We start from the raw sequence: 21,065 nt of genomic DNA on the forward strand, positions 1-21,065 counted from the left end.
GCAAACCGGCCATGGAAAGAATTCACACGGTCCAGACGTTTATCGACGTTTCCCGGCCTCTCAGCTTTATCTGATTTTTGGCCGAGAACTTGAAGTCCGGATTGGACGCGTTCTCGTCAAGACCCGCACGGCGCATCAGTTCTTCACTGACGACGCACTTGCACCCAAGTTCGCGTGTGGACGCTTCCAGCCTGCTGGCCACATTCACTGTGTCGCCGACAACCGCAAATTCCAGCCGTCTCGACGGTCCTATGTCACCCAGGATCACCGGGCCGAAATGAACACCTACAGAGACCTTGATGGGTTCAATGCCTCTGGATTGCAGGTCCTTGTTGAAGGCCTCGGTTTCGTCAATGAGCTGCAACGCTGCTTTCAACGCATTGGCGGCGTCGCCGGATTTGGTTTCCGGCGTTCCGAAAGTCGCCATGACGCCGTCACCCAGGTATTTATCAAGCGTACCTCCATTTTGAAAAATGGAGCGTTCCACGAAGGCATGATAATGGCGCAGGAGGTCCATGACTTCCTCAGGTGAATGATGCTCGGCAAACTGGGTGAAGCCGACAATGTCCGTGAACAGCACTGCCACTTCCTGTGTTCGAACAGCCCCGATATCGCGATCCGTCGAGGCCAGAACATCGACCAGACTGGAGGGAAAGTAACGCGACAGGTTCGCACGCTCCGCCGCGAGATTGGCCTGTCGCATCAGGAGCTGGTTCGATCGCCAGCCCTTGAGCGCCAACATGGCCGCAACGATCAGGAAAACGACAATTTCCTGAATGCGTACTGAAGGGCGGACGCTATTGGGATCCAGTTCGCTTCCGACAATCGAATGGCCTTCAAAAGCGATTGCAGTCGCTTCGCTTAGCTCGGGAATTTTCTGTCCGAAAACCGCAACATAGATGAAACCGGCCAACCAGAGCACACCCACCCAGGTGCCAATCGCCCAAACCGTCCGCCAGGAATAGGCCAGTGTGGCAGCCGCCAGGAAAATGAAAAAGTAGATGAAATTGTCAAACCTGTAGATGAACGCGGTCGGCACGTCCTCACTGAAAAAGGGATTGGGTGTGATGAAGAGAAGTGTCAGCAGGCTAACATCCAGGAAGATGAGGCCAAGTTCCGTGCGCGAATAACCGACGCGCGCCAGCCGCAGCTGCAGCCAGCCGAGAGCGATAAACACCGCGACCCATGCTTCATAATAAAGCACGCTCAGGCTCGGATTGAGGAAGGGCAGAAGGAGCGCGACTATGGACATCGCCACCGTTCTGGCAATCACAGCGAGGCGGTGCCCCTCCATTTTTTCGTTTTCAAGAGCCTGTGCCAGGAACTGGTTTGAACTGGCCTGCTGCCTTTCATCGTCGCGCAATTGACGAAGACGCGCGATAAACCTGAACGGTGAGGGCATTCTGAGAGCCGACATACTCACTCCGTGTCATCTCAATCGTTCCAGTAGCTATCCTCACAATTGGTAATGAAGGAAAGGAATTCCTATGCCCTGTTCCGAAAAAGCCGGTCAGTGAATTGAAACCGCGTTGCACATAATCGCAAGCTGCGGCTTCGGAAGCGCATGCCAGACCCGCACACCCTCGGCCAGCGTGAGTGATCTGCCTCCAAGTTCACGTGGGAGGCGGCAAATTGCGCAGACTTGCGCCAAGCCGCTCAGCTTGGCGTGCGCTCAGCCCAACCTGCGAAAATTTTCTCCAGACCGACTACGATGTAATAGAGAACGATGCCAAGCAGGGCCAAAGCAATTAGAACCGCGAACATGAGCGGATAGTCCGAGTTGGTTTTCCCACTGTCGAACAGCGCACCCAGTCCCCTTCCATGAGGGCTGACGATCTCCATCAGATTGGTCCCGATGAAAGCCAGTGTCACCGACACCTTCAAAGCTCCGAAAAACTCAGGGAGCGTTTTCGGCAATGCGATTTTCCAGAAAATCGTTGTTTGCGATGCTCCGAGAGATCTCAGGATGTCGCGATATTCAGGCTCCAGGGTGGACAACCCGATCGACACAGAAACGGCAATCGGGAAAAAGGAGATCATGAAGGCGATCAGAACCGTATTGAAGTCGTGGGCGCCGACAAACATAAGCGCGACGATGGGAACAACCGTTGCCTTCGGGATTGCGTTGAAGCCGACCAGCAGCGGATAGAGAGCATCCCTCATGGTGCGTGAGAACCCCATCACCATTCCAAATGCGATACCGACGAGAACTGCCAGCAAAAGCCCCACGATTGTGCGCCAAAGCGTCTGCCAGCCCATGACAAGGAACAGTTCCCAGTACCGCACATAGGCAGGCCATAGATCACTCGGCGACGCCATCTTGTAGTTGGGCCAGTCATTCACCCAGACAAGCGCTTCCCACAGCAGCAGGAAAACCAGCATCGCAAACATCGGTACGATCACATTGCGCAAGCGTCCGTTCATGATGCAACCTCTTCGGGAACGCGCCCTTGGGCAATTTCAATCTGATGCCGCAGGATTGTAAGCCTCTCGGCTGCTTCTGCCGTGTAGAGTTCTTCCAGATTTGCGGGCGCTGACCGGTCGATGGTCATGACATATTGCGTGCGTGCGGGCCGACCGGACAACACAACAACCTGATCCCCCAGAAAAATGGATTCTCTGAGGTCATGGGTGATCAGCACTCCGGTGAACGGTTCCTTGGCTTTCAGGTCATGCATCGTTTGCCAAAGATCTTCCCTGGTGAAGGCATCAAGCGCGCCAAAAGGTTCATCCAGAATGAGCACTTCCGGCTGATGCACCAGAGCCCGGCACAGAGACGCGCGCTGCCGCATGCCTCCCGACAGTTCCGACGGACGTTTGTCCTCAAATCCTTCCAGTCCGACCAATGACAGCAAATGCCGCGCCCGGTCTTTCGCGGCTTCGCCTTTCAAGCCGTTCGGAACGATTTCAAGGGGCAGCATGACGTTCTTCAAGATTGAGCGCCATTCCAGTAGAACCGGATTTTGAAATGCCATGCCGACTGTCGAGCGAGGCCCTCGCACGCGTTCGCCATGAAGCCAGACTTCGCCTTCATCAGGACGCATCAGTCCGGCAATGAGGCGCGTCAATGTCGACTTGCCGCAGCCGGAAGGACCTACAACGGCGCAGAAACCGCCTTCCTCGACCGACAGTTCAAGTCCGTCCAGAACTGGCAGTGGCCCGGCAGCCGTCGGATAGGCATGCCGCACGCCCTTTATTTCAATCAATGCTGTCATGAGATCCTTGATGGCCAGGGGGCATGAAGCCCCCTGCCTTTTTTACTTCAAAGAAAAACCGCCTTCAGGCAGGTAGGCGTCCGTGAAATAGAGGCTCGCGTCAGGCTCATTCTGGAAGTCATAGACAGTACCGATCTGCTCAATGGCACTGGCCATGCGATCCGCGTCGATACCGCCCATACCGTTCGCGCTCGTATAGTCCGTGACGACATTGGCATCGATCGCCAACTGCAGGCGGCGCTGTTCCAGCGCGGCATCGGCTGCCGGGTTGCGCTTGACCAGCGCAGGAATGACAGCTTCGGGATCAGCGATTGCATCTTTCCAGCCCATGGCAACAGCCTCAAGGAAGTTTTTGACCACCTCAGGGTTCGCGGCTGCGAATTCCGTGTTGACGATGACCGCGTTGCCGTAAAGATCGAGACCGTGGTCTGCCATCAAAATGGTCGAAATGTCTTCTTCCGGCACACCCAAACGAACGAGGTTCAAATAGGAGCTGAACGAAAAGCCCGTGATGGACGAAACGTTTCCTTCAGCCAACATCGGTTCGCGGGTCGGGAACCCGACCGGCTCAACCTTGATGTCATCCATGTTGATGTTGTTTTCGGCAGCAAAAATCGGGAACTGCGCCCAGGCACCATCCGGTGGCGGTGCGCCGAGAACCTTGCCCGCAAGGTCTGCCGGACCTTCAACGCCCAGTGACTTACGCCCAATGACGGCAAAAGGGGGTTTGTCATAAACCATCATCGCAGCAATGACGGGTGCACCCGGATTCTGGTCGAGGAATTTGATCAGACTGTTGATATCCGCAAACCCGATCGGAAATGCACCTGTTGCGACCTTCGGAATTGCATCCAGGGACCCGGACCCCGCGGTGACCTCAACGCTCAAGCCCTTCTCATCAAAATGGCCATTGTCAATGGCGGCAAAATAGGGCGCGGACGGTCCTTCAAATTTCCAGTCCAGAGCAAAAGGGACAGAGGTCTTGTCACTGGCCACCGCGGCCGTTGCTCCGAATGCCACGACCGCAGCCGCGACGATTTTGCTGTAGAACATGAACGTCTCCCGTTACTTCAACTGTGCCAGCGATAAGCTGGGTCTCTACTGCGCCAAACGTTAGAGAGTGAAATCGCGATTTGCAAATCTTTTTGGCACGTTTATTTTTTGAGCACACCCTCAGAAATAGCAGATGGGTCCGAGAGCCGGATCGGAAAGTGCTTCGAGGGCCAAAACACGCTTAAATTCCATAAGTTGCAGCCCCACTTTACCTCGCCTGGGAAGGGTGCTCCAACCAGGAGCCGGCCACACCGACTGAAGATTTGCCAACCTCGGCTCCATCAAAGGCGCTTTCTCCGGTTTTACTTAACCAAATGCTACCTGGAGCCGCCGCTTCTTAAAGTTGTTGTTTCTCAATCCACTATCCAGATGACCCCAGCATGAGTGTGTCTGGAAATTCACCTCTTGCCATACCAGACGCCTCATTTGGGCAATCAGCTGACATTAATCGGCCGCGCTTTACCCAAATTGTAGATCTGTCGCCCACAATCAGAGGCATTCATCGTGAAGAGGCGCCTTATGTCATCATTTCTTGCCAATCGATCGATTGCATTCAAGCTCGCCCTTGTGTGCTGGGTACCGGTCTTGGCCCTGATCGCCATAAGCGCACAGAAGATCCACGTTGAATATCAAGCCTGGCAAAGGGCAGAAGCCATCGGAGAAGTTCTCAATGTGGCACCAATATTGTCAGATCTGGTTCACGATATTCAGCGCGAAAGGGGAACGTCTGCTGGATTAGTCGGCTCTCGAGGATTGGCGTTCAAGCAGTCGATCAAAGATGAAAGATCCGAAACAGATGCCGACCTGAAAAGGCTCCAGGCGACAGTTGGAGCGCCCTCCGGTAAACTTGCCGCCTCCAACTTCACAGACCCTTACAACGGGGCGCTCGCTGACCTTCAGAACCTGACGAAGATTCGACAGGAAGTCGATGCTCTTCAGATTACAGTGCCGGACATTGCAAACTACTATACGGGCATCGTCGCTCAGCTTCTCGAAGCAATAGAAAAAATGAAGCTCTCGGTCGACAATGCGGAAGTTCTGCACCAGATCTCGGCCTATATCGCACTTCAGCATGCCAAGGAACATGCGGGTCTTGAACGCGCCATGGGTGCTGTCGGCTTTGGATCAGGGAACTTTGAACCCGAGACCTACCAGCGCTTTTTGAGCCTCGTCGCGCAACAGGACTACATGTTTTCTCAGTTCCGCCAGAATGCGCCGACCGAAGCTCTCGTCCTCTTGAGCAAGCTGCAGCACGGACCATTGGAAACACGCGTCCAGGAGTATCGGGAAATCGCGCAGCAGAGTCCCTACGGCACCAGTTCGGCGCTCGTATCCGGGAAGGACTGGTGGGACGCAACGACTGCCCGCATCGACGCGCTCAAATCCATCGAAGACCGGTTGTCCCGATCGCTGCATGACTGGGCATTGGAAGCTTGTCAAAAGGCCTGGACTTCATTCCTTACATTGACGGCGTTTCTTGTTGCACTCGTGGCTGGTGCCGCTCTCGTTTCGCTGCTGGTTTATCGGGAAATCCAACCACCAATCGCGCGTATCAACTCATCGATGGCCAGCTGGGCAAGTGACGGAGCTATTCCCGATCTAAAAGAAGCGCAGCGTCGGGATGGGATCGGCGAGCTTGCACGTACCTTGAACGACCTGCGTCACCGGTTGGAGGACACACGGAAGATCGAATTGGAACGCAATGCCCGGGAGCGGGCACAAACACAAGAAATGAAGCTGCTTTCCGATCTCAATGAATGGCTTCAGTCGAGCACATCAACCGACGAACTTTACGCGATGATTGAAACATTCATGGCGAAGCTGCTTCCGGAGAGCAGCGGCAGCGTCTACGTCTTTTCCAATTCGCGCGACGTTCTGGACGGGACCTGCGCATGGAATGGCGGAGAGCTGCATGAGCACATTCGTCCCGACGACTGCTGGTCGCTGCGTCGTGGACGCGGCTACTCGTTCAAGACCGATGATATCAAGTTCGCCTGTGAACACACGCAGCCTCATGACGACGGCCCTTACTATTGCATCCCGATCCTGGCGCATGGCGAAACCGTTGGCATGATGCATCTGAAACCTTTGCCGGACATTTCGACGGATACTTTTTTCGAAAGCTACCGCCTCGCCCAGCTTGCCGCAGAACAAATCAGCCTTGCCATTGCCAACAGCAAGATGCGTGATCAATTGCACCAGCAATCCATTCGGGATCCACTGACCGGCCTCTTTAACCGGCGGCATTTCATTGAAGTTCTGAGGCGAAATGTCGAGACGTCAAAGCGCACGAAAGCGCCCTTTGTGCTGGCATCGATAGACGTCGATCACTTCAAGCGGTTCAACGACAATCACGGGCATGACGCAGGCGACATGGTTCTGCGCGCTGTCGGGTCGACGCTGGAACAGGCATGTGGTGTTGAAGAATTGCCGTGTCGTATTGGCGGTGAGGAGTTCATGCTGCTGCTGTCCGACACGACGTTGGAGGCAGCCGAAAACCGCGCCGAGGAAATCCGTCAACTGATCGAAAAGATCACCGTGCGTTATGGCGAAAAGTCACTGCCGAAGATTACCATCTCCGTCGGACTGTCAGCCTATCCTGAGCACGGATCACTGCCGCAGGATCTTATGCAGACGGCCGACGATGCCCTATACAAGTCAAAGGCGGCTGGACGGAACCAGGTCACCATAGCCAATTTGGCCAAGGAAGTTCCAGATCAGCCAACCGTCGATTTTGATAGGGTCAAGGAGGAGCTGATCGATCATGTCGACCAGCGGATTGCCAAGATCTAGATCATCACAAATAAAGGTCGGACGTTTTCACAAGACACGCATTGACCCACACCGTAAAAGCGATTTGACGCCTTTCCAATAGAAGTGCCTCTTCATGATTGTTTTTGAGACTTCGCGACTAAAGGTCCGGAAATGGCGGCGCGACGACTTTGACACCTTGCTTTCTGTCTACGGCAACCCGAAAGTCTGCAGATACATTGATGACGGATCGCCACTCTCCGCGGACGAGGCCAGGGCATGGTTGTCGGTTACCCAGACCAACTATGAAAAGCGCGGGTATGGAATGTGGGCTCTGACGGCAAAAGACACCAGCGCAACGATCGGCTTTGGAGGTCTGGTGCATCCCGGCAATCAGAAAACTCCTGAAATCAAATACGCCCTTGATGTGGACCATTGGCGGCAAGGCTATGCAACAGAATTCGTGTCTGCCGCTTGCAGCCATGGCTTTGACCGCTTCGCCTTGCCTTCCATTATCGCAACCGTTGCTGCGGAAAACTTCGCATCAATCCATGTGCTCGAGAAAAGCGGTTTCAGTGCCACTGGAGACCAGCTGGAGAGCGACGGTTCGATCACACGTGTCTTTCAAAAAACAGCCTTCTGACCTTTGAGATCGACCAGCGCGGCGACCGGTTCTTAAAAAAATCCGAAGTCATCGAAACTGTTCGGAATGTCCTCATCGGTTACAAAGGATTGGGGCTCGCCGGAACTGGAATGACCACCCGCCTGGCCAGGCTTCCAAATAGGGGGGTGCATGGTTTCGATCGGGATCCACTCCCCGCCTTCTGCATCTTCGTCCGGTGACACACCGCTGAAATCAAATCTGTCTTCATCAGAATTGGTTGCGGATGTCCTGTCGTCTGCATTCAGGTCGCTTACTTTGTAAGATGTAATAAATGTGTTTGATACGCGGGGCATTTCCATCTTTCCTTCTCTTCAACCATGGAGCAGGTGCCCCAACGTGAAGTCAGAATAGAAGGTGCGGGATTCCCGGTCTGTGACGAGGATTACGAAGTTTGCAAATCCGATTTCTTGCTACAGACACGCTGCATCAAGAAGACATCGAAGCGCAGAACGGTTGTTACTGACCCGGACAAGCCTGACCCGGTAGCAGGCAGGTAAGACGCAGAAATCTCTGACCGGCAACCACTCTAAAGAGCACTTGCCGGCGCCTGGTTCACTTGGAATGAGCAATCCGGCCGGGATCAGGTACCCCGGTGACGGTTGCTTGGCTCGAAGCCCGATTTTTCCGCCTGCCTTGGCTCACGCACCCAGACTTCACGGTTCGGATGCATGCCGCCACCGCGAACAGCAGGAACGGCGGTGTGACGCGCCCTGTGCAACAGTCTTGTATCGGCAACACCACAATTGGGATGCTGACCGCCATTATCGGCGACGACCTTGTCCCACGCCGCTTTGCGAGTGGCGAGAACCTCAGGGTCCTCGAGAGCCGAGCAGTTCAATGTGTTGCTGTTCAGATCAACGATAATGGCATCGCCATCTTCGACAAATGCAATCGGGCCGCCCAGGGCCGCCTCAGGTCCGACATGACCGATCACGAGGCCAACAGAACCTCCTGAAAAGCGCGCATCCGTCATCAGGGCGACAACAATGTCGCGTTCGCGGCAAAGTGTCGTGATACGGGAGGTCGGATCCAGCATTTCCGGCATCCCAGGAGCACCGCTCGGCCCGGAGTAGCGGACGATAATCATGTCCTTGTCCTGGAAGCTGTCTGGCGCTTCATCAAGCGCTTTGATGAGATCGGCTTCACCTTCAAACACACGAGCACGGCCCTTGAAGAGATTGTCTTCCAGACCACCTTCGACGCCCGCAAGTTTCAAAATAGCCGAGAAATCCGGTGACAGATTGCCACCGAGCATTCTGAGCCCGCCTGTCGGCTTGAAAGGTTCTGCCACCCCATGAATGACATCACCATCTGGCGCAGGGGTGTTCAGGTCGGCAACCTGTTCGGCAAGTGTGCGTCCGGTGCATGTCATCATGTCGCCGTTCAGAAGACCTGCATCCAGCAGTTCCTTGACAATAACCTGGACGCCTCCCACGCGGTCGATGTCAATCATGGAATACGCGCCATATGGGCGGGCATTGGTAAGGACCGGCACAACGTTTTTCGACAGGTGATTGAATTCTTCCGGTGTCATGACATCACGCCAGAAGTGTTCATAACCGGCGGCACGTGCGATTTCGGGTACGTGCAGAACCACATTTGTGGACCCACCGATGGCCATCGCCACGATCACGGCGTTGCGGATCGAATCCCGCTTGACGATATCGCGCGGCTTCAGCCCGGATGTCATCATGGCGGCGAGATGCGAAACGAGCTCAGCCGGAAATTCTTCAAGGCGCCTTGGGTCGTCGGAAGCAGGCGCAACCATATGAAGAGGTTGCAGTCCGACAACACCGATGAAGGTTTGCATGGTGTTATAGGTAAACATGCCGCCGCAACTGCCAATGCCCGGGCAGGCATTGCAGGCAATGCGATGGCGGACCGCCGGATCCGGATGACCTGCAACCTGATAAGCGCTGACAATATCCAGAGCTTCTCCGGTTTCGGGGTCCCGGCCCGGCCGGATGGTGCCGTCCGACATAATGATTGCCGGTTCATTGTGTTCCAGGACGGCTGCAAGGGTACCGACTGGCGGCTTGTCGCAGGCGACCACGGCGATGGTCCCGGCAAGGCCTGTCGCCTCCAGATGCTCACACAAGGAATCGTTGGTGACTTCCCGGCCCAGAAGCGAATAGCGCATCTCACGCGTTCCGTTCCGGATGCCGTCAGAGGTCGCGATGGTGAACTCAGGCTGAACCAGTCTGTATTTCAGCTGGTCCGGACCGTTGCCAATCCGGGATTTGAGGTGCTCATGAATGGCGTCGACTTTGGAGGCAACGCCGAGGTAACACTGGCTGTCTCCTTTCGTGCCGACAACACCGACTGAGGGTTCGTGAATAAGTTCAGGATCGGTCCCCAGTTCTCTGGCAACACCAATAGTCTGAGCGGACCGGCCAGGGTGGCGATCAATCAAGACGATTTTCGAACCCTTCATTTCATTCTCCCTCACGTCGAGCACGATTACGTGTGCACCTGTTATCCCGTTTTTCGGCACCTGAATAGCCTCAAGCTGTTCGGATCAGGAGCATTGCCCGTCCAAAATCAGCCAAGTACAAAAAATCGGCTTGGTTTCTCAGTTTTTCCTAGAACAGCCCATCGTAGGCTCGGCGGGGAATTCGACAGGCCAGCAAGGTAAACCCGTCGCGCTTCAGCGCTTCTTCGGTTTCAGACCTCAGATCGTTTTCGCTCTCGATCCACACACCGTGCCCACCATATGCGCCGGCCACAGCCGGGAAATCCGTCTCTCCAAAATCCACACCCACATTCGGCCTTTGACTGCCGCGCTGTTTCAGCTCGATCAACGCAAGACTGGTATCGACCAGCACACAGATGATCACGGGGATATTCAGATCGCGCAGCGTTGAAAGCTCGCCCAGACACATTTCAAGACCTGCATCTCCGACAAAGGCGATGACCGGTGCCCGATCATCGACAAGACGGTGGCCCATCGCGAGTGGAACCGCACAGCCCATGGTGCAAAGAGCCGATGACTGGAGCATCTGCCTCGGCATCGGGCAGCGCCATATTTGACTGACCAGAATCCGATGCGCGCCACTGTCAGCCGTTGCGACCGTGTTTGCCGGCATGACGTCGCGCAGCGTATGGAAAACCCTGCCGGGGCCCCAGACGGACGGCTCCGGTTGAAATGCCTCTTCAAGATCCTTGCGCACCTTTGCCGGTTGGCCGGCAGCCCAGGAAGGCTGTTCCGTGCTTCTGGCGCCCGCCAAAAGTTCAAGAGCCGGAGCGACAGCGCTGCGCAGTGTTGCGGAAACGGCGTGCATGCCATGTGTGCGCAACACCGACGTCACGTCGATGACATTCGCCGTTTCCTCCCAGGGATTGCGCCAGTTGATGCGCATCTCGATCGGGTCATAGCCCAAGAGAAGAATGCAATCGCTCTGATTGATCAGCGGCAACAGGTGGCCATCAGCCTTTGGTGACAGACCGGCGCCTCCAAGTGCAAGATCGCTGTTTTCGTCCAAAAGACCCTTGCCCTTGTAGCTGGTCACAAGGGGAATATTGAACGTTTGGCAGAACTTGGAGATCTCGACCGAAGCACCTTCGTTCACGGCATCAACACCGGCAATGGCGATCGGACGTTCTGCCTTGGCAAACAACACTAGCGCCGTTTCAAGGTCAGGTCCCTTAAATGGTGCACTGGCTACAGGTGCGGAAGAAAAGCGCTCGCTCCATCCCTCTTCCGTTTCCGCTTCGGCGACCTTGATCGGAACATCTATGTGCACAGGCCCCGGCTGACCATCGAGCGCAATTGCCAGAGCTTTTTCCATCATCACGTCCAGCGCACCAAGGCGAGCTGAGAAGCTTGCCTTCACGATTGGCCGCAACAATTGCTGGTGATCGAAAACCTGGTGTGTGTAGCTTTCCGCATCGGCCTGATCGACGCAGCCGGTCAGGAAAATCAGTGGCACGCGGTCTTGCCATGCGTTGGCAACCACATTGATCGCATTTGCTGCGCCCGGACCAATGGTTGCCAGAAGCACGCCCGGCGCGCCGTCAGCATGCCATCCGCCTTCAGCCATGAAGCCACCGGCATTTTCATGTTTGACCAGAACGAAATTCAGCCCCGCCTGATCGAGCGCCTGCATCAACGCAAGAACTTCACCGCCTGGAATGCCAAAAGCATGACGGCAGCCAGCTGCGTGAAGTTTGCCTGCGATAATATCTGCACCAGTGGTCATTGAAATGCTTACCCTTTGTTCGGAGCATCCGCCCCAAGATCCAAAATACCTATTGCTTCCAGATCCGAAAGCTGCTCTGCGGTCAGTCCCAGGTGACGAGCGAGCACGTCTTGTGTGTCTGCACCAAGCAACGGCGGCGCGTTTCTGTAACCAACCGGCGTCTTTTCAAGGTTGATCGGAGATCCAATCAGGTCAACGTCTCCGCTGAGTGGATGCGGCAGTGTAATGCGCATGTTGCGCTGCTGGATTTGCGGATCATCGAAGACCTGTCCCAAATCATTGACCGGGCCACACGGAACACCCGCCTCTTCGAGCAGCTTGATCCACTCGTCTGCCGTCTTTTCAATGGTAAGACGCCGGATCAAGGGGATCAGCTCCTTGCGATTTCGGACCCGATCCGCGTTCTTGGCAAATTGAGGATCGGCACCAAGCTCGGGCGCACCTGCAACCGTGCAGAACTTTTGAAACTGGGTGTCGTTGCCGACCGCGATGATGAATGACTGGTCTGCGGCTGGAAAGGTCTCATAGGGAACGATGGTCGGATGCCCATTGCCAAGCCGACCGGGCACATTCCCGGACACCAGATACCCAACGCCCTGATTGATCAGCCAGGAGACCTGCGCGTCGAGCAAGGAAATGTCGATATGCTGGCCTTCATCCGTTGAATGGCGGTGGTTGAGGGCAGCCAGGATCGAGACTGTTGCGTACATTCCACACATGACGTCGGCGATGCCGACGCCACACTTGGTTTCCGTACCGCCATCTTCGTCAGCAAATCCGGTGAGCGACATGATCCCGCCCATGCCCTGGATCAGGAAATCGTAACCAGCACGATGGGCATAGGGCCCGGTCTGACCGAAGCCGGAGATCGAACAATAAATGAGGCGTGGATTGCGCGCTTTCAAAGTTGCGTAGTCTAGACCACGCCGCTTCAGATCCCCCACCTTGAAATTCTCAACAAGGATATCGGCCTTGGCAGCAAGATCGGCAATCAGGCTCTGGCCTTCCTGGCTGGAAAGATCAATCGCAACAGACGCCTTGTTGCGGTTCGAGGACAGGTAGTAGGCGCTCTCGGCGGTCTCATTTCCATCCTTGTCCTTCAGGAAAGGTGGTCCCCAGCCGCGGGTATCGTCACCGCGACCCGGGCGCTCGATTTTGATCACCTCCGCACCAAGATCACCAAGGATCTGGGTACAGGTCGGACCAGCCAGTATTCGCGACAGATCTAGGACAACAAGACCGGACAGAGCGCCGGGAGCGGGGCTGGATGGGGACACACTTCACCTAAACGTGCTGAATTTCGTCGGAAAAGGCCACAGGGGCGCAGCCGCGTCAACTGCACCGTTGCGCTGACGTGCACACTGCGGCTCAAATTCCTGTCAGTTCGCGGTGAACGCTCACCCCTTTTCGGTCCATCCCATCATGGTGCCAAGCTCAGTCCACGCACGCTTGATCCATTTTGCTTCAACGCTGTGGCCGCCATCATGCAAACAAAGCTCCAAAAGGCCCTCGCTGGGTTGCCAGCGTTCGCAGGTCAATTTGCCGTCGGTAAATTTTTGCGGCGCGGCATCCGCCAGGCCGTTTTGCCGGCGCCAGACATCAAAGCTTTCAAATACATCGCCCTGCTTCCATTGACCGCCGCCAAGCCACCTGCCGGCAAGCGGCACGACGGTATCGCTGGTACCATGGACATGAAATAGATAGGGCGGTTCTGTCGGACAGTCTTTCGGCAAAGGTTCCCAGAAAGCTCCGGCAATCGGCGCATAACCGGCAAATTTTCCCGAGTCCTGACAGGCCAAATACCAGGTCATGAAGCCGCCCGATGAAAACCCGGACAGCAGTGTCCGGTTCGTGTCGACACCGAATTTGTCGGAAAGGTCGCTCAGTACACTGTCGAAGAAAACAGCCTCATCGCGCAGGTTTCGTGGTGCGGTGGGGAAGGACCAGGTCCCATCTACGCCCTGGACCGCGACAAAGGCGACGCCGAGCTCATCGGCCATGCGCTGGAAGCCTTTGTTGCGGATCGCATTGACGGCCTTTCCACGATGGCCGTGCAGATAGAAGATCGCACCGAGAGCCTCTCCGTCTTCATGCGCCTCCGGAAGGTGAATGTAATACTGTCCGTTTTCAATTTCACAGGGGACTTCTTCGCCGCACCCGGTGCCGGCGATTGCGTTGTTTCCACCTGTCAGGATAACGCCGCTCAAGATTGCAGCACAGCTAACGAAAGACCGTTTATTAGACAACACTTCCGGCTCCTCACCATTCGCGTCTGGTTCGTGGACTGCCGTAAAGGAAATGGCATCCCGCCCGCAAACATTGGAGCGAGGCTGGAATTTGTCCAGCCGGAGCCGTTCACAAGTCGGAGAGAGCCACCATGCGAAGTACGGATCTATTCCCAGGAACCGTCGGTGGGAATTTTGAGTATTCGGCCGCAATGCTTGCAATGAACGGCATCCGTATCATGCCGGTTCAAGCCGCAATCGGGGCACGATATCCGGACTTTGGAGGGCCGGAAGATCGTTTGAACCAAACGCAGAAACAAGGCCACACCGAAGATCATGATCAGGACGGTCATGAGCCTGCCGACACTGTCCGTCATCGTGATGTCGCCAAATCCCGTCGTCGTCAGGGTCGCCACAGTGAAATAGAGCGCATCGAGATAATTGTTGATGTTTGGATTGCGGTCATCTTCCACCACGAACACGATTGCGGTGACCACGAAAATGAAGACGATCAGGTTCACGCCCGACTGGAGGATTTCCTCGTTGCGCCTGAACCAGCTGGACGCATCGCGCAACTCTTTCAGGAGATGATAGGACCGCATCAGGCGCAACATGCGCACGACACGCAGGAAGGCAAAGTTTTCCAGGAAGGCCGGCGCAATCAAAGATGCAATCACGACAACATCGGCCAAAGATGTAAAGCTGACGACATAGCGACCCGGATTGGCTGCTGCAATCATCCTGGCAACATAGTCAAGCAACAGCACGGCTGCGATCACATAGTCCAACTCGTGATGAAGCCGCGCCGGGTCGAGAACTGAGGACACCACGAAATAGCCGATCGTGATCAGATCGAAGGCAAGTAGCGCGTAGCGAAAGATCCTGGCTTTCGTGCTGTGCCCGAAATAGAGCTGCCGGAGAATTGTTTTCAGTGATGATGTTTCCGCGGCCATTGGTTTTGCCTTTTCCCGGTTCAGTTTGACCGCAGTCCGACAGCAACCGCCCGGCTAACACGCGCCGCGAGCAGATCACTGGTCAAAAGACCTAACACGCATTCGTGCACAATCTGCATGATGATGCTGCGATGCAGCTGTTTATTCCACAGCCGCGGGGCACTAAGGTCGCCAGAGTAAGAAACGGCAAAAAGCCGAACAGACGATAGGACTGGACGTTATATGTTTGATTTGTCAGGACAAGTTGCCTTGGTGACAGGAGCCAGCCGAGGCATCGGCGCAGCGGCAGCCCGAAGCCTTGCCAAATATGGTGCCAAAGTGGTTCTGGCGGCACGCAGCAGCGCAGATATCGAGCAGATCGCTGACGACATTCGCAAGAATGGCGGAGATGCTGCGGCTGTAACATGTGATGTTGCCGACTATGGGGACGTGGAAAAAGCAGTACAGTTCGTGCTGGACACCTTTGGCGATATCAACATTCTCGTTAACAATGCCGGCGTCATTGAACCTATCTCACGGATTGAGGCATCCGATCCCGAAGCCTGGGGGAAGGTCATCGATATCAATGTCAAAGGCGTTTATCACGGCATTCGCGCCGTCGCTCCGCACATGCTTGAAAAAGGCGCCGGAACAATTGTCAATATCAGCTCTGGAGCGGCCGTTGGCGCCCTTGAAGGCTGGAGCCAGTATTGTTCTTCCAAGGCAGCCGCACTGTCGCTCACACGGTGCGCCGACAAGGAGTTCGGAGACAAGGGACTGCGTGTGGTCGGCCTCAGCCCGGGCACCGTTGCGACACAAATGCAGGTGGATATCAAGGCATCGGGCATTAATCCGGTCAGTCAGCTCGACCCGGCCGTCCACATACCCTCAGAGTGGGTCGGTGAAGCGATTTGCTGGCTGTGCACGAATGCCGGCGATGCCTACCGGGGCGTCGACTGTTCCTTACGTGACGAGGACGTTCGCAAGGCCGTCGGTCTCATAAAATAGGCATTCGGAATCAAAAGAGGGCCGCAATGCGGCCCTCCCATGAGATCGACGTGTCCGAAAGACCGGATCAGATCCCAGCGAAACCGTTCAAAACCGGAGGCTGCTCCAGCATCGTTCCATTCCGCCCAGACTTTCGGGCCACGATCGGATACTCACTAGACATGGGCACACCTCCTTTCAGTTGTTGCAGACGCAATAAATGTGAGGCCGAAATCTCAACGAGACAAGGCGAAAATCATGTTTCCCCTGCTTTCGAGACGTTGATCAGACAAGTCTGTTACCGAGAGGCAACAGCATTGTCCGCAATTGTCTGGAAGACACCATCAAGCTCAGCTGCGAGCTCGGCGAGCGCTTCCCCGCCTTCTTCCATATAAGGGGCAAAAACAAATCCAGGCGTTTTCCAGGACAATGTACCGGTGCCATCACTGTTCTCGGTGACATAGAACCGGATAGGCGCTTCAATGCCTGCGGCAACCGAGGCTTCCAGCATACGGATGGCATAATCGTTTCGGTAAACGCCCATGATGCGATTGCCGGGGATTTTCAAACCACGGCCTTTGGCTCCGGACGAGGCGCTGGCCTGCGTGACAAGAAGCATCTTTTCGGCTTTCACCGCCGCTTTGACGCTTTCAACCAGGTCGGAATAACTTTGCTCAGTCGGGATGACTTTCCAGCCTTGCCGGTCCGAAAGGCTGTCGGCCTGAGAGACGCCAGCGGTGACAACCAGCCAGAAAAAGACACTTACCAATAGACGCATATTGCTTGTTCCCGCACTCGCATAGTCAATTCAGGTTCCCCTGGATCCGCACCCTAGTGTCCACCTCCCTCACAACGCACTCACAATACGGTGTGCCGGGATTTCTTCAGCCCATGCCGAGCCTTAGCCTCAACCTGGTACCGGCAAGACTTCCCAGAAAACCGAAGATGAGCCAGAGCCAACCGTGCAGTGAACCAGACACCAGTCCGCCCAGATAGGCGCCGATGTTGCAGCCGTATGCCAAGCGTGCGCCGTAACCCATGAGCAGGCCTCCGGCGAGTGCAGTCAGCACATCACGCCGGCTGAGATGCCAGATCGGTGCGAACCGGCCAGCAAGCGCCGCTGCCGCCATGGCCCCCAGAATGACGCCAAAATCCATGACGGAAGTGGTATCCCGCAGAACGGAGTTTTCAAGTGCACCCCGCTGCCAGGTCCAATAGGGCCAGGTTTCGACCGGCAAGCCGAGGGCATGAAAGGCCTTGGCCCCCCAAAGGGCAAACGCGGAGGTTATGCCCCACGGCCGACCGACCACGACAAAGGTTGCTATGCCAACAACAGCAAGCATGAGCGCCCCCAACATGGGCGACCAGGGACCTTTTAGAAAACTCTCGGTCCGCCTTGCAGGCGCGATCTCGCCGTGAGCGCTTCTCTCGATCCGAAGCGTCAACAAGGCCAGCGCTCCAAGTACTGCCGCAGTCGCCAAAAAAGCTCCATGAGGCCCAAATTCGCGAACGAAGGAGACCGCCGGAAATTTGGGCAGCCTTCCCCAGAGATGCAGATGCGCCGTTGCAGCTACTGAGCCCAGAACAAAGGCTGCCAGCGTAATCATCATCCGGGTAGAGCCGCCACCGGCCGTGAAGAGGGTGCCCGAGCCGCATCCACCGCCAAGCTGCATTCCGATACCAAACATGAATGCACCCAACGCAGCAGCAACGCCGAACGGAAAGACAAACCCGCCCGTTGGCCAACCGAGTGACCCGCCCCAGGCGATCAGCGGAAAAGAAACTGCGCTGGTCAGAAGGATCAGAACAAACTGTGCCCGCAAGCCGCCGCCGCGCTTTTCAGTCACGATGCGGCGCCATGCGGCCGTAAAGCCGAAGCTCGCATGATAAAGGGACAAACCGGCCAGACCGCCGATAAGCGTTGCTATAGCTTGCCGGGAACCGGCTTCTCCGTAAGCGCCGATCGCGACGAGGGCCAAGAGAGCGAGCGCAATGCCTGTCACCATCAGTTGAGACTTTTGCAAACTGGCCGTCATGTCCGTGTGATCCCGATTCACTTTGATTCCGTATTTCTCGAAGAGCAAAAGTCACGGTGTCACGATTGGCCATAATTTCGCAACGAAAGTATCTTTTGGTGGCCTACACATTGCCAACACCTTTTTGTGTTTTGCAGTTCAAGTGAAGCCTGCAGATTTTAGCGGTGACAAAGTATTGGCTGGCAGATGCCGAACGTCTTGACGCGGGAACAACGCGGCATTGGACCAGCCCGAAGAGATATAAAGGCCTGACATGCGTCTTAGTGATCAATTTGGGTATGATTTAACACTTGCCGACAAGGACGCTGTTGCGGCCTGGAATGCGACTGTGAATGCCTTCCTGGCTCATGGCAAGGCAACGCCGGGTCATCTTGAAACCTGTTTGAGCCTGGCGCCCGATTTTGCGCTCGGCCATGCCACACGCGGTCTTTTCTGCCTACTGCTCGGCCGGCGCGAGCTTTACGTAACAGCGCGCGAATGCCTTAAGGTGGCGCGCACGTCCGCTCAAAACACACCTTTGACCGACCGCGAAACGGTCGTCCTCGATGCGCTTGACATCTGGCTTCAAGGGTTTCCGACCCGCGCAGCTGACGTCCTCGATGCCCAACTCGTCAAATATGCTCAAGATGCGTTGCTGATGAAGCTCATCCATGCGATCCGCTTCGTATTGGGCGATTCCGTTGGGATGCGGCAATCGATTGACCGTGTGTTCTCCGCATATGACGAAAACCATCCCTCATACGGATACCTGCTCGGATGCCGCGCCTTTTCGCTTGAAGAGACCGGTGACTACCGTCAGGCGGAAGCGTCCGGCCGCAGAGGTCTGGAGTTTGCCAAGGACGACGCCTGGGGTCTTCACGCCGTGGCCCACGTTCACGATATGACGGGACGTGCCGAAGAGGGCGCCGGCTGGCTGGAAAACCATCCGAACGGATGGGCACATTGCAACAATTTCGGCTATCACGTGTGGTGGCATCTGGCGCTGATGTATCTCAGCCAGGGCGAAGCTGACAAAGCGCTCGCGCTTTACGACAACGATATCCGCAAGGATAAGACCGACGACTACCGCGACATCTCAAATGCCGCGTCGCTTCTCGTCCGACTGGAACTGGAAGGCGTCAATGTCGGCCCTCGCTGGGATGAACTGGCGCTTCTGTCCGACAAACGGGCCGAAGACGGCTGCAATGTCTTTGCCGACCTGCACTATCTCCTCTGCCTCCTGAACGGCGGCCGCCGGATGGGTGCGGATCGTCTGCTCAACGGATTGAAGGAACGGGCGCAAAGCGAAACGGATATCGGCCGGGTTTCCGCCGAGGCCGGTTTGCCGACGGGGCTCGGACTGGAACAATACCGCAAAGGCAACTATGCATCAGCCTTTTCACTGCTGACTTCAGCCAGGGACAATCTGAACATCATTGGCGGTTCCCATGCCCAGCGCGATGTCTTTGAACGGATCACCATTGACGCTGCCTTGCGGGCCGGGTTCTCCTCTGAAGCAGAAAATCTGATCAAAAGCCGCACCCACAAGCGCGGCGCCCTTGACAGTTTTGCCGAACAGCGGCTTGAAGTCTGCGACAAGATGCAACGCGCAGAGCGGGTCATGGAAGACGACAGCCTGAGGGCAGCCGGATCGGTGTAATAACCGCCCGCCTCTGCAAGCCACATTTTTGGACCTGACGTGAACGCACATCACCAGACGAAACGCCCCCGTGACCCGCGGCTCGATTTTTTCCGCGGGATCGGAATGTTCATCATTTACGTTGCCCATGTGCCGTGGAACTGGTGGACTCTTTGGATCCCGGCGCGTTTCGGCTTCTCGGACGCCACGGAAATCTTCGTTTTCTGCTCGGGCATGGCATCCGCCATCGCCTTCGGCAAGATCTTCGATGTGCATGGCATCGGTATGGGAACCGCCCGCATTCTGCATCGAATGTGGCAGGTCTATTGGGCGCATATCGGCCAGATTCTGGTGATCGCGGTCGGGCTCGTGATGATCCACGAAAGTGGCTATCTCAAAGAATGCTGCGACCTGACCCAGGATTATGTCGCGTCCTTGAACCTCTGGCATCTTTACAACAAAACTGTCGTGGCCCTGCCCGGTTTGATGACATTGACCTGGGTGCCCAATTATTTCGACATTCTGCCGATGTATATCGTGATCCTGGCACTGATCCCTGTGATCATGCTGGCCTCACGCGTGTCCGTTGCAGCCGCCTTTGCAGTATCGATCGGTCTCTGGCTCGCCTCTCAGTTCGGCTTTCTAGACCTTCCGGCAGAGCCCTGGGTCAATTCCGAAGGCGAACACAGAAAATGGTTTTTCAACCCATTCGCCTGGCAAATGCTGTTTTTCACCGGTTTTGCCTTCATGCGCGGCTGGATCCCGGCACCGCCCGTAAACCGCAATTTGATCCTGTTCTGCGCGGCAATTGTCGTCGTCACGATCCCTTTTGCCTATTTCCGTATCCATAGTGAACATCAGTGGAATGTGGTTTGGGCCCGGGACGTACGCGAAATGATCCGTCCGCTCTGGATCAAGACCGAGTTTGGCCTGTTCCGCTATCTCCACTTCCTTGCTCTGGCTTATCTGGCCTGGGTCGCGGCCGGTGAACATGGCAAGCATCTGCTCGGACATGGCGTTCTCTGGGGCCGGTTTGTCAAGATCGTCCAAAAGGTTGGTCAGCAATCACTCGCCGTTTTCATGGCAAGCCTCGTGATTGCTCAGGCTGCTGCCTTGCTCCGTGACATGGTCTGGGGGCGTGGTGATTGGTTGCCTCAGATCCTGAGCAATCTGCTCGGCATTCTGGCGCTCATTCTCGTGGCCTATGTGGTCTCCTGGTACAAGAGCCAACCCTGGCGCAAACCGCCCTCGGTTCAATCGGGTGGATCCCCCGACATGCCCAAGCCGGCAAACCGCGAAGACGCCGATGAAGCTTCCAATACAAGGCCCGCTGGCAAGGAACAGGCGCTTACCTAAAGATAACAACATCGTCTGCGTTAGCTGGA

General features: G+C 55.9%; 17 protein-coding genes. 5 read left to right on the plus strand and 12 right to left on the minus strand.

Annotated elements, in window-relative coordinates; genetic code table 11:
* Positions 1-22 precede the first annotated feature (22 nt).
* The 4 genes from K1718_RS25915 to K1718_RS25930 form a co-directional block, all read right to left on the minus strand.
* Positions 23-1,417, minus strand: coding sequence for an adenylate/guanylate cyclase domain-containing protein (locus K1718_RS25915; protein WP_152503819.1), 1,395 nt, complete (start codon positions 1,415-1,417; stop codon positions 23-25).
* A 239-nt stretch (positions 1,418-1,656) separates the two neighbouring features.
* A complete protein-coding gene (locus K1718_RS25920) occupies positions 1,657-2,424 on the minus strand; it encodes an ABC transporter permease (protein WP_152503820.1) in 768 nt (255 codons plus the stop codon).
* Positions 2,421-3,215: an ABC transporter ATP-binding protein gene (locus tag K1718_RS25925; protein ID WP_152503821.1), complete on the minus strand. Its 795-nt coding sequence runs from the start codon at positions 3,213-3,215 to the stop codon at positions 2,421-2,423. The genes K1718_RS25920 and K1718_RS25925 overlap by 4 nt, the downstream gene beginning before the upstream one ends.
* A gap of 42 nt (positions 3,216-3,257) precedes the next feature.
* Positions 3,258-4,268 carry an ABC transporter substrate-binding protein gene (locus tag K1718_RS25930; RefSeq protein ID WP_265680321.1) on the minus strand — a complete coding sequence of 337 codons (1,011 nt, stop codon included), beginning with the start codon at positions 4,266-4,268 and terminating at the stop codon, positions 3,258-3,260.
* A gap of 519 nt (positions 4,269-4,787) precedes the next feature.
* On the opposite strand from K1718_RS25930, the gene K1718_RS25935 reads away from it, so the two are divergent.
* Both K1718_RS25935 and K1718_RS25940 read left to right on the plus strand, forming a co-directional pair.
* Positions 4,788-7,061, plus strand: a complete 2,274-nt coding sequence (locus tag K1718_RS25935) for a nitrate- and nitrite sensing domain-containing protein (protein ID WP_265680320.1) — start codon at positions 4,788-4,790, stop codon at positions 7,059-7,061.
* A gap of 94 nt (positions 7,062-7,155) precedes the next feature.
* Positions 7,156-7,662, plus strand: coding sequence for a GNAT family N-acetyltransferase (locus tag K1718_RS25940; protein ID WP_265680319.1), 507 nt, complete (start codon positions 7,156-7,158; stop codon positions 7,660-7,662).
* A gap of 32 nt (positions 7,663-7,694) precedes the next feature.
* Here K1718_RS25940 and K1718_RS25945 read toward each other — a convergent pair whose 3' ends face one another.
* The 6 genes from K1718_RS25945 to K1718_RS25970 form a co-directional block, all read right to left on the minus strand.
* Positions 7,695-7,976 (minus strand): hypothetical protein, encoded by a 282-nt coding sequence (locus tag K1718_RS25945; protein WP_265680318.1) that lies wholly within the window; start codon positions 7,974-7,976, stop codon positions 7,695-7,697.
* Positions 7,977-8,263: 287 nt separating this feature from the next.
* A complete protein-coding gene (locus tag K1718_RS25950) occupies positions 8,264-10,117 on the minus strand; it encodes a dihydroxy-acid dehydratase domain-containing protein (RefSeq protein WP_265680317.1) in 1,854 nt (617 codons plus the stop codon).
* A gap of 148 nt (positions 10,118-10,265) precedes the next feature.
* Positions 10,266-11,882 (minus strand): thiamine pyrophosphate-binding protein, encoded by a 1,617-nt coding sequence (locus K1718_RS25955; RefSeq protein WP_265680316.1) that lies wholly within the window; start codon positions 11,880-11,882, stop codon positions 10,266-10,268.
* Between the two features lie 8 nt (positions 11,883-11,890).
* Positions 11,891-13,159 (minus strand): CaiB/BaiF CoA transferase family protein, encoded by a 1,269-nt coding sequence (locus tag K1718_RS25960; RefSeq protein WP_265680315.1) that lies wholly within the window; start codon positions 13,157-13,159, stop codon positions 11,891-11,893.
* A gap of 120 nt (positions 13,160-13,279) precedes the next feature.
* The gene (locus K1718_RS25965) at positions 13,280-14,131 is read right to left on the minus strand and encodes a CE1 family esterase (protein WP_265680314.1); all 852 of its coding nucleotides are present in this window, start codon (positions 14,129-14,131) and stop codon (positions 13,280-13,282) included.
* 143 nt (positions 14,132-14,274) lie between these two features.
* Entirely contained in the window at positions 14,275-15,060 is a 786-nt protein-coding gene (locus K1718_RS25970; RefSeq protein ID WP_265680313.1) for an ion transporter, read from the minus strand.
* 222 nt (positions 15,061-15,282) lie between these two features.
* On the opposite strand from K1718_RS25970, the gene K1718_RS25975 reads away from it, so the two are divergent.
* On the plus strand, positions 15,283-16,047 hold the full coding sequence (locus K1718_RS25975; RefSeq protein WP_265680312.1) for an SDR family oxidoreductase: 765 nt from the start codon (positions 15,283-15,285) through the stop codon (positions 16,045-16,047).
* A 277-nt stretch (positions 16,048-16,324) separates the two neighbouring features.
* Here the strand turns inward: K1718_RS25975 and K1718_RS25980 are convergent, their stop codons facing one another.
* Both K1718_RS25980 and K1718_RS25985 read right to left on the minus strand, forming a co-directional pair.
* The gene (locus K1718_RS25980) at positions 16,325-16,804 is read right to left on the minus strand and encodes a DUF302 domain-containing protein (protein ID WP_152503831.1); all 480 of its coding nucleotides are present in this window, start codon (positions 16,802-16,804) and stop codon (positions 16,325-16,327) included.
* Between the two features lie 106 nt (positions 16,805-16,910).
* Positions 16,911-18,062, minus strand: a complete 1,152-nt coding sequence (locus K1718_RS25985) for a YeeE/YedE family protein (RefSeq protein ID WP_265680311.1) — start codon at positions 18,060-18,062, stop codon at positions 16,911-16,913.
* Positions 18,063-18,315: 253 nt separating this feature from the next.
* Here K1718_RS25985 and K1718_RS25990 point away from each other — a divergent pair, with 253 nt between their 5' ends.
* Both K1718_RS25990 and K1718_RS25995 read left to right on the plus strand, forming a co-directional pair.
* Positions 18,316-19,701, plus strand: a complete 1,386-nt coding sequence (locus K1718_RS25990; RefSeq protein ID WP_152503833.1) for a tetratricopeptide repeat protein — start codon at positions 18,316-18,318, stop codon at positions 19,699-19,701.
* Positions 19,702-19,740: 39 nt separating this feature from the next.
* Complete coding sequence (locus K1718_RS25995; RefSeq protein ID WP_265680310.1) at positions 19,741-21,036, plus strand: OpgC family protein; 1,296 nt, start codon at positions 19,741-19,743, stop codon at positions 21,034-21,036.
* The last annotated feature ends 29 nt before the right edge of the window (positions 21,037-21,065 follow it).

Source organism: Roseibium porphyridii (assembly GCF_026191725.2).
Taxonomy (GTDB): Bacteria; Pseudomonadota; Alphaproteobacteria; order Rhizobiales; family Stappiaceae; genus Roseibium; species Roseibium porphyridii.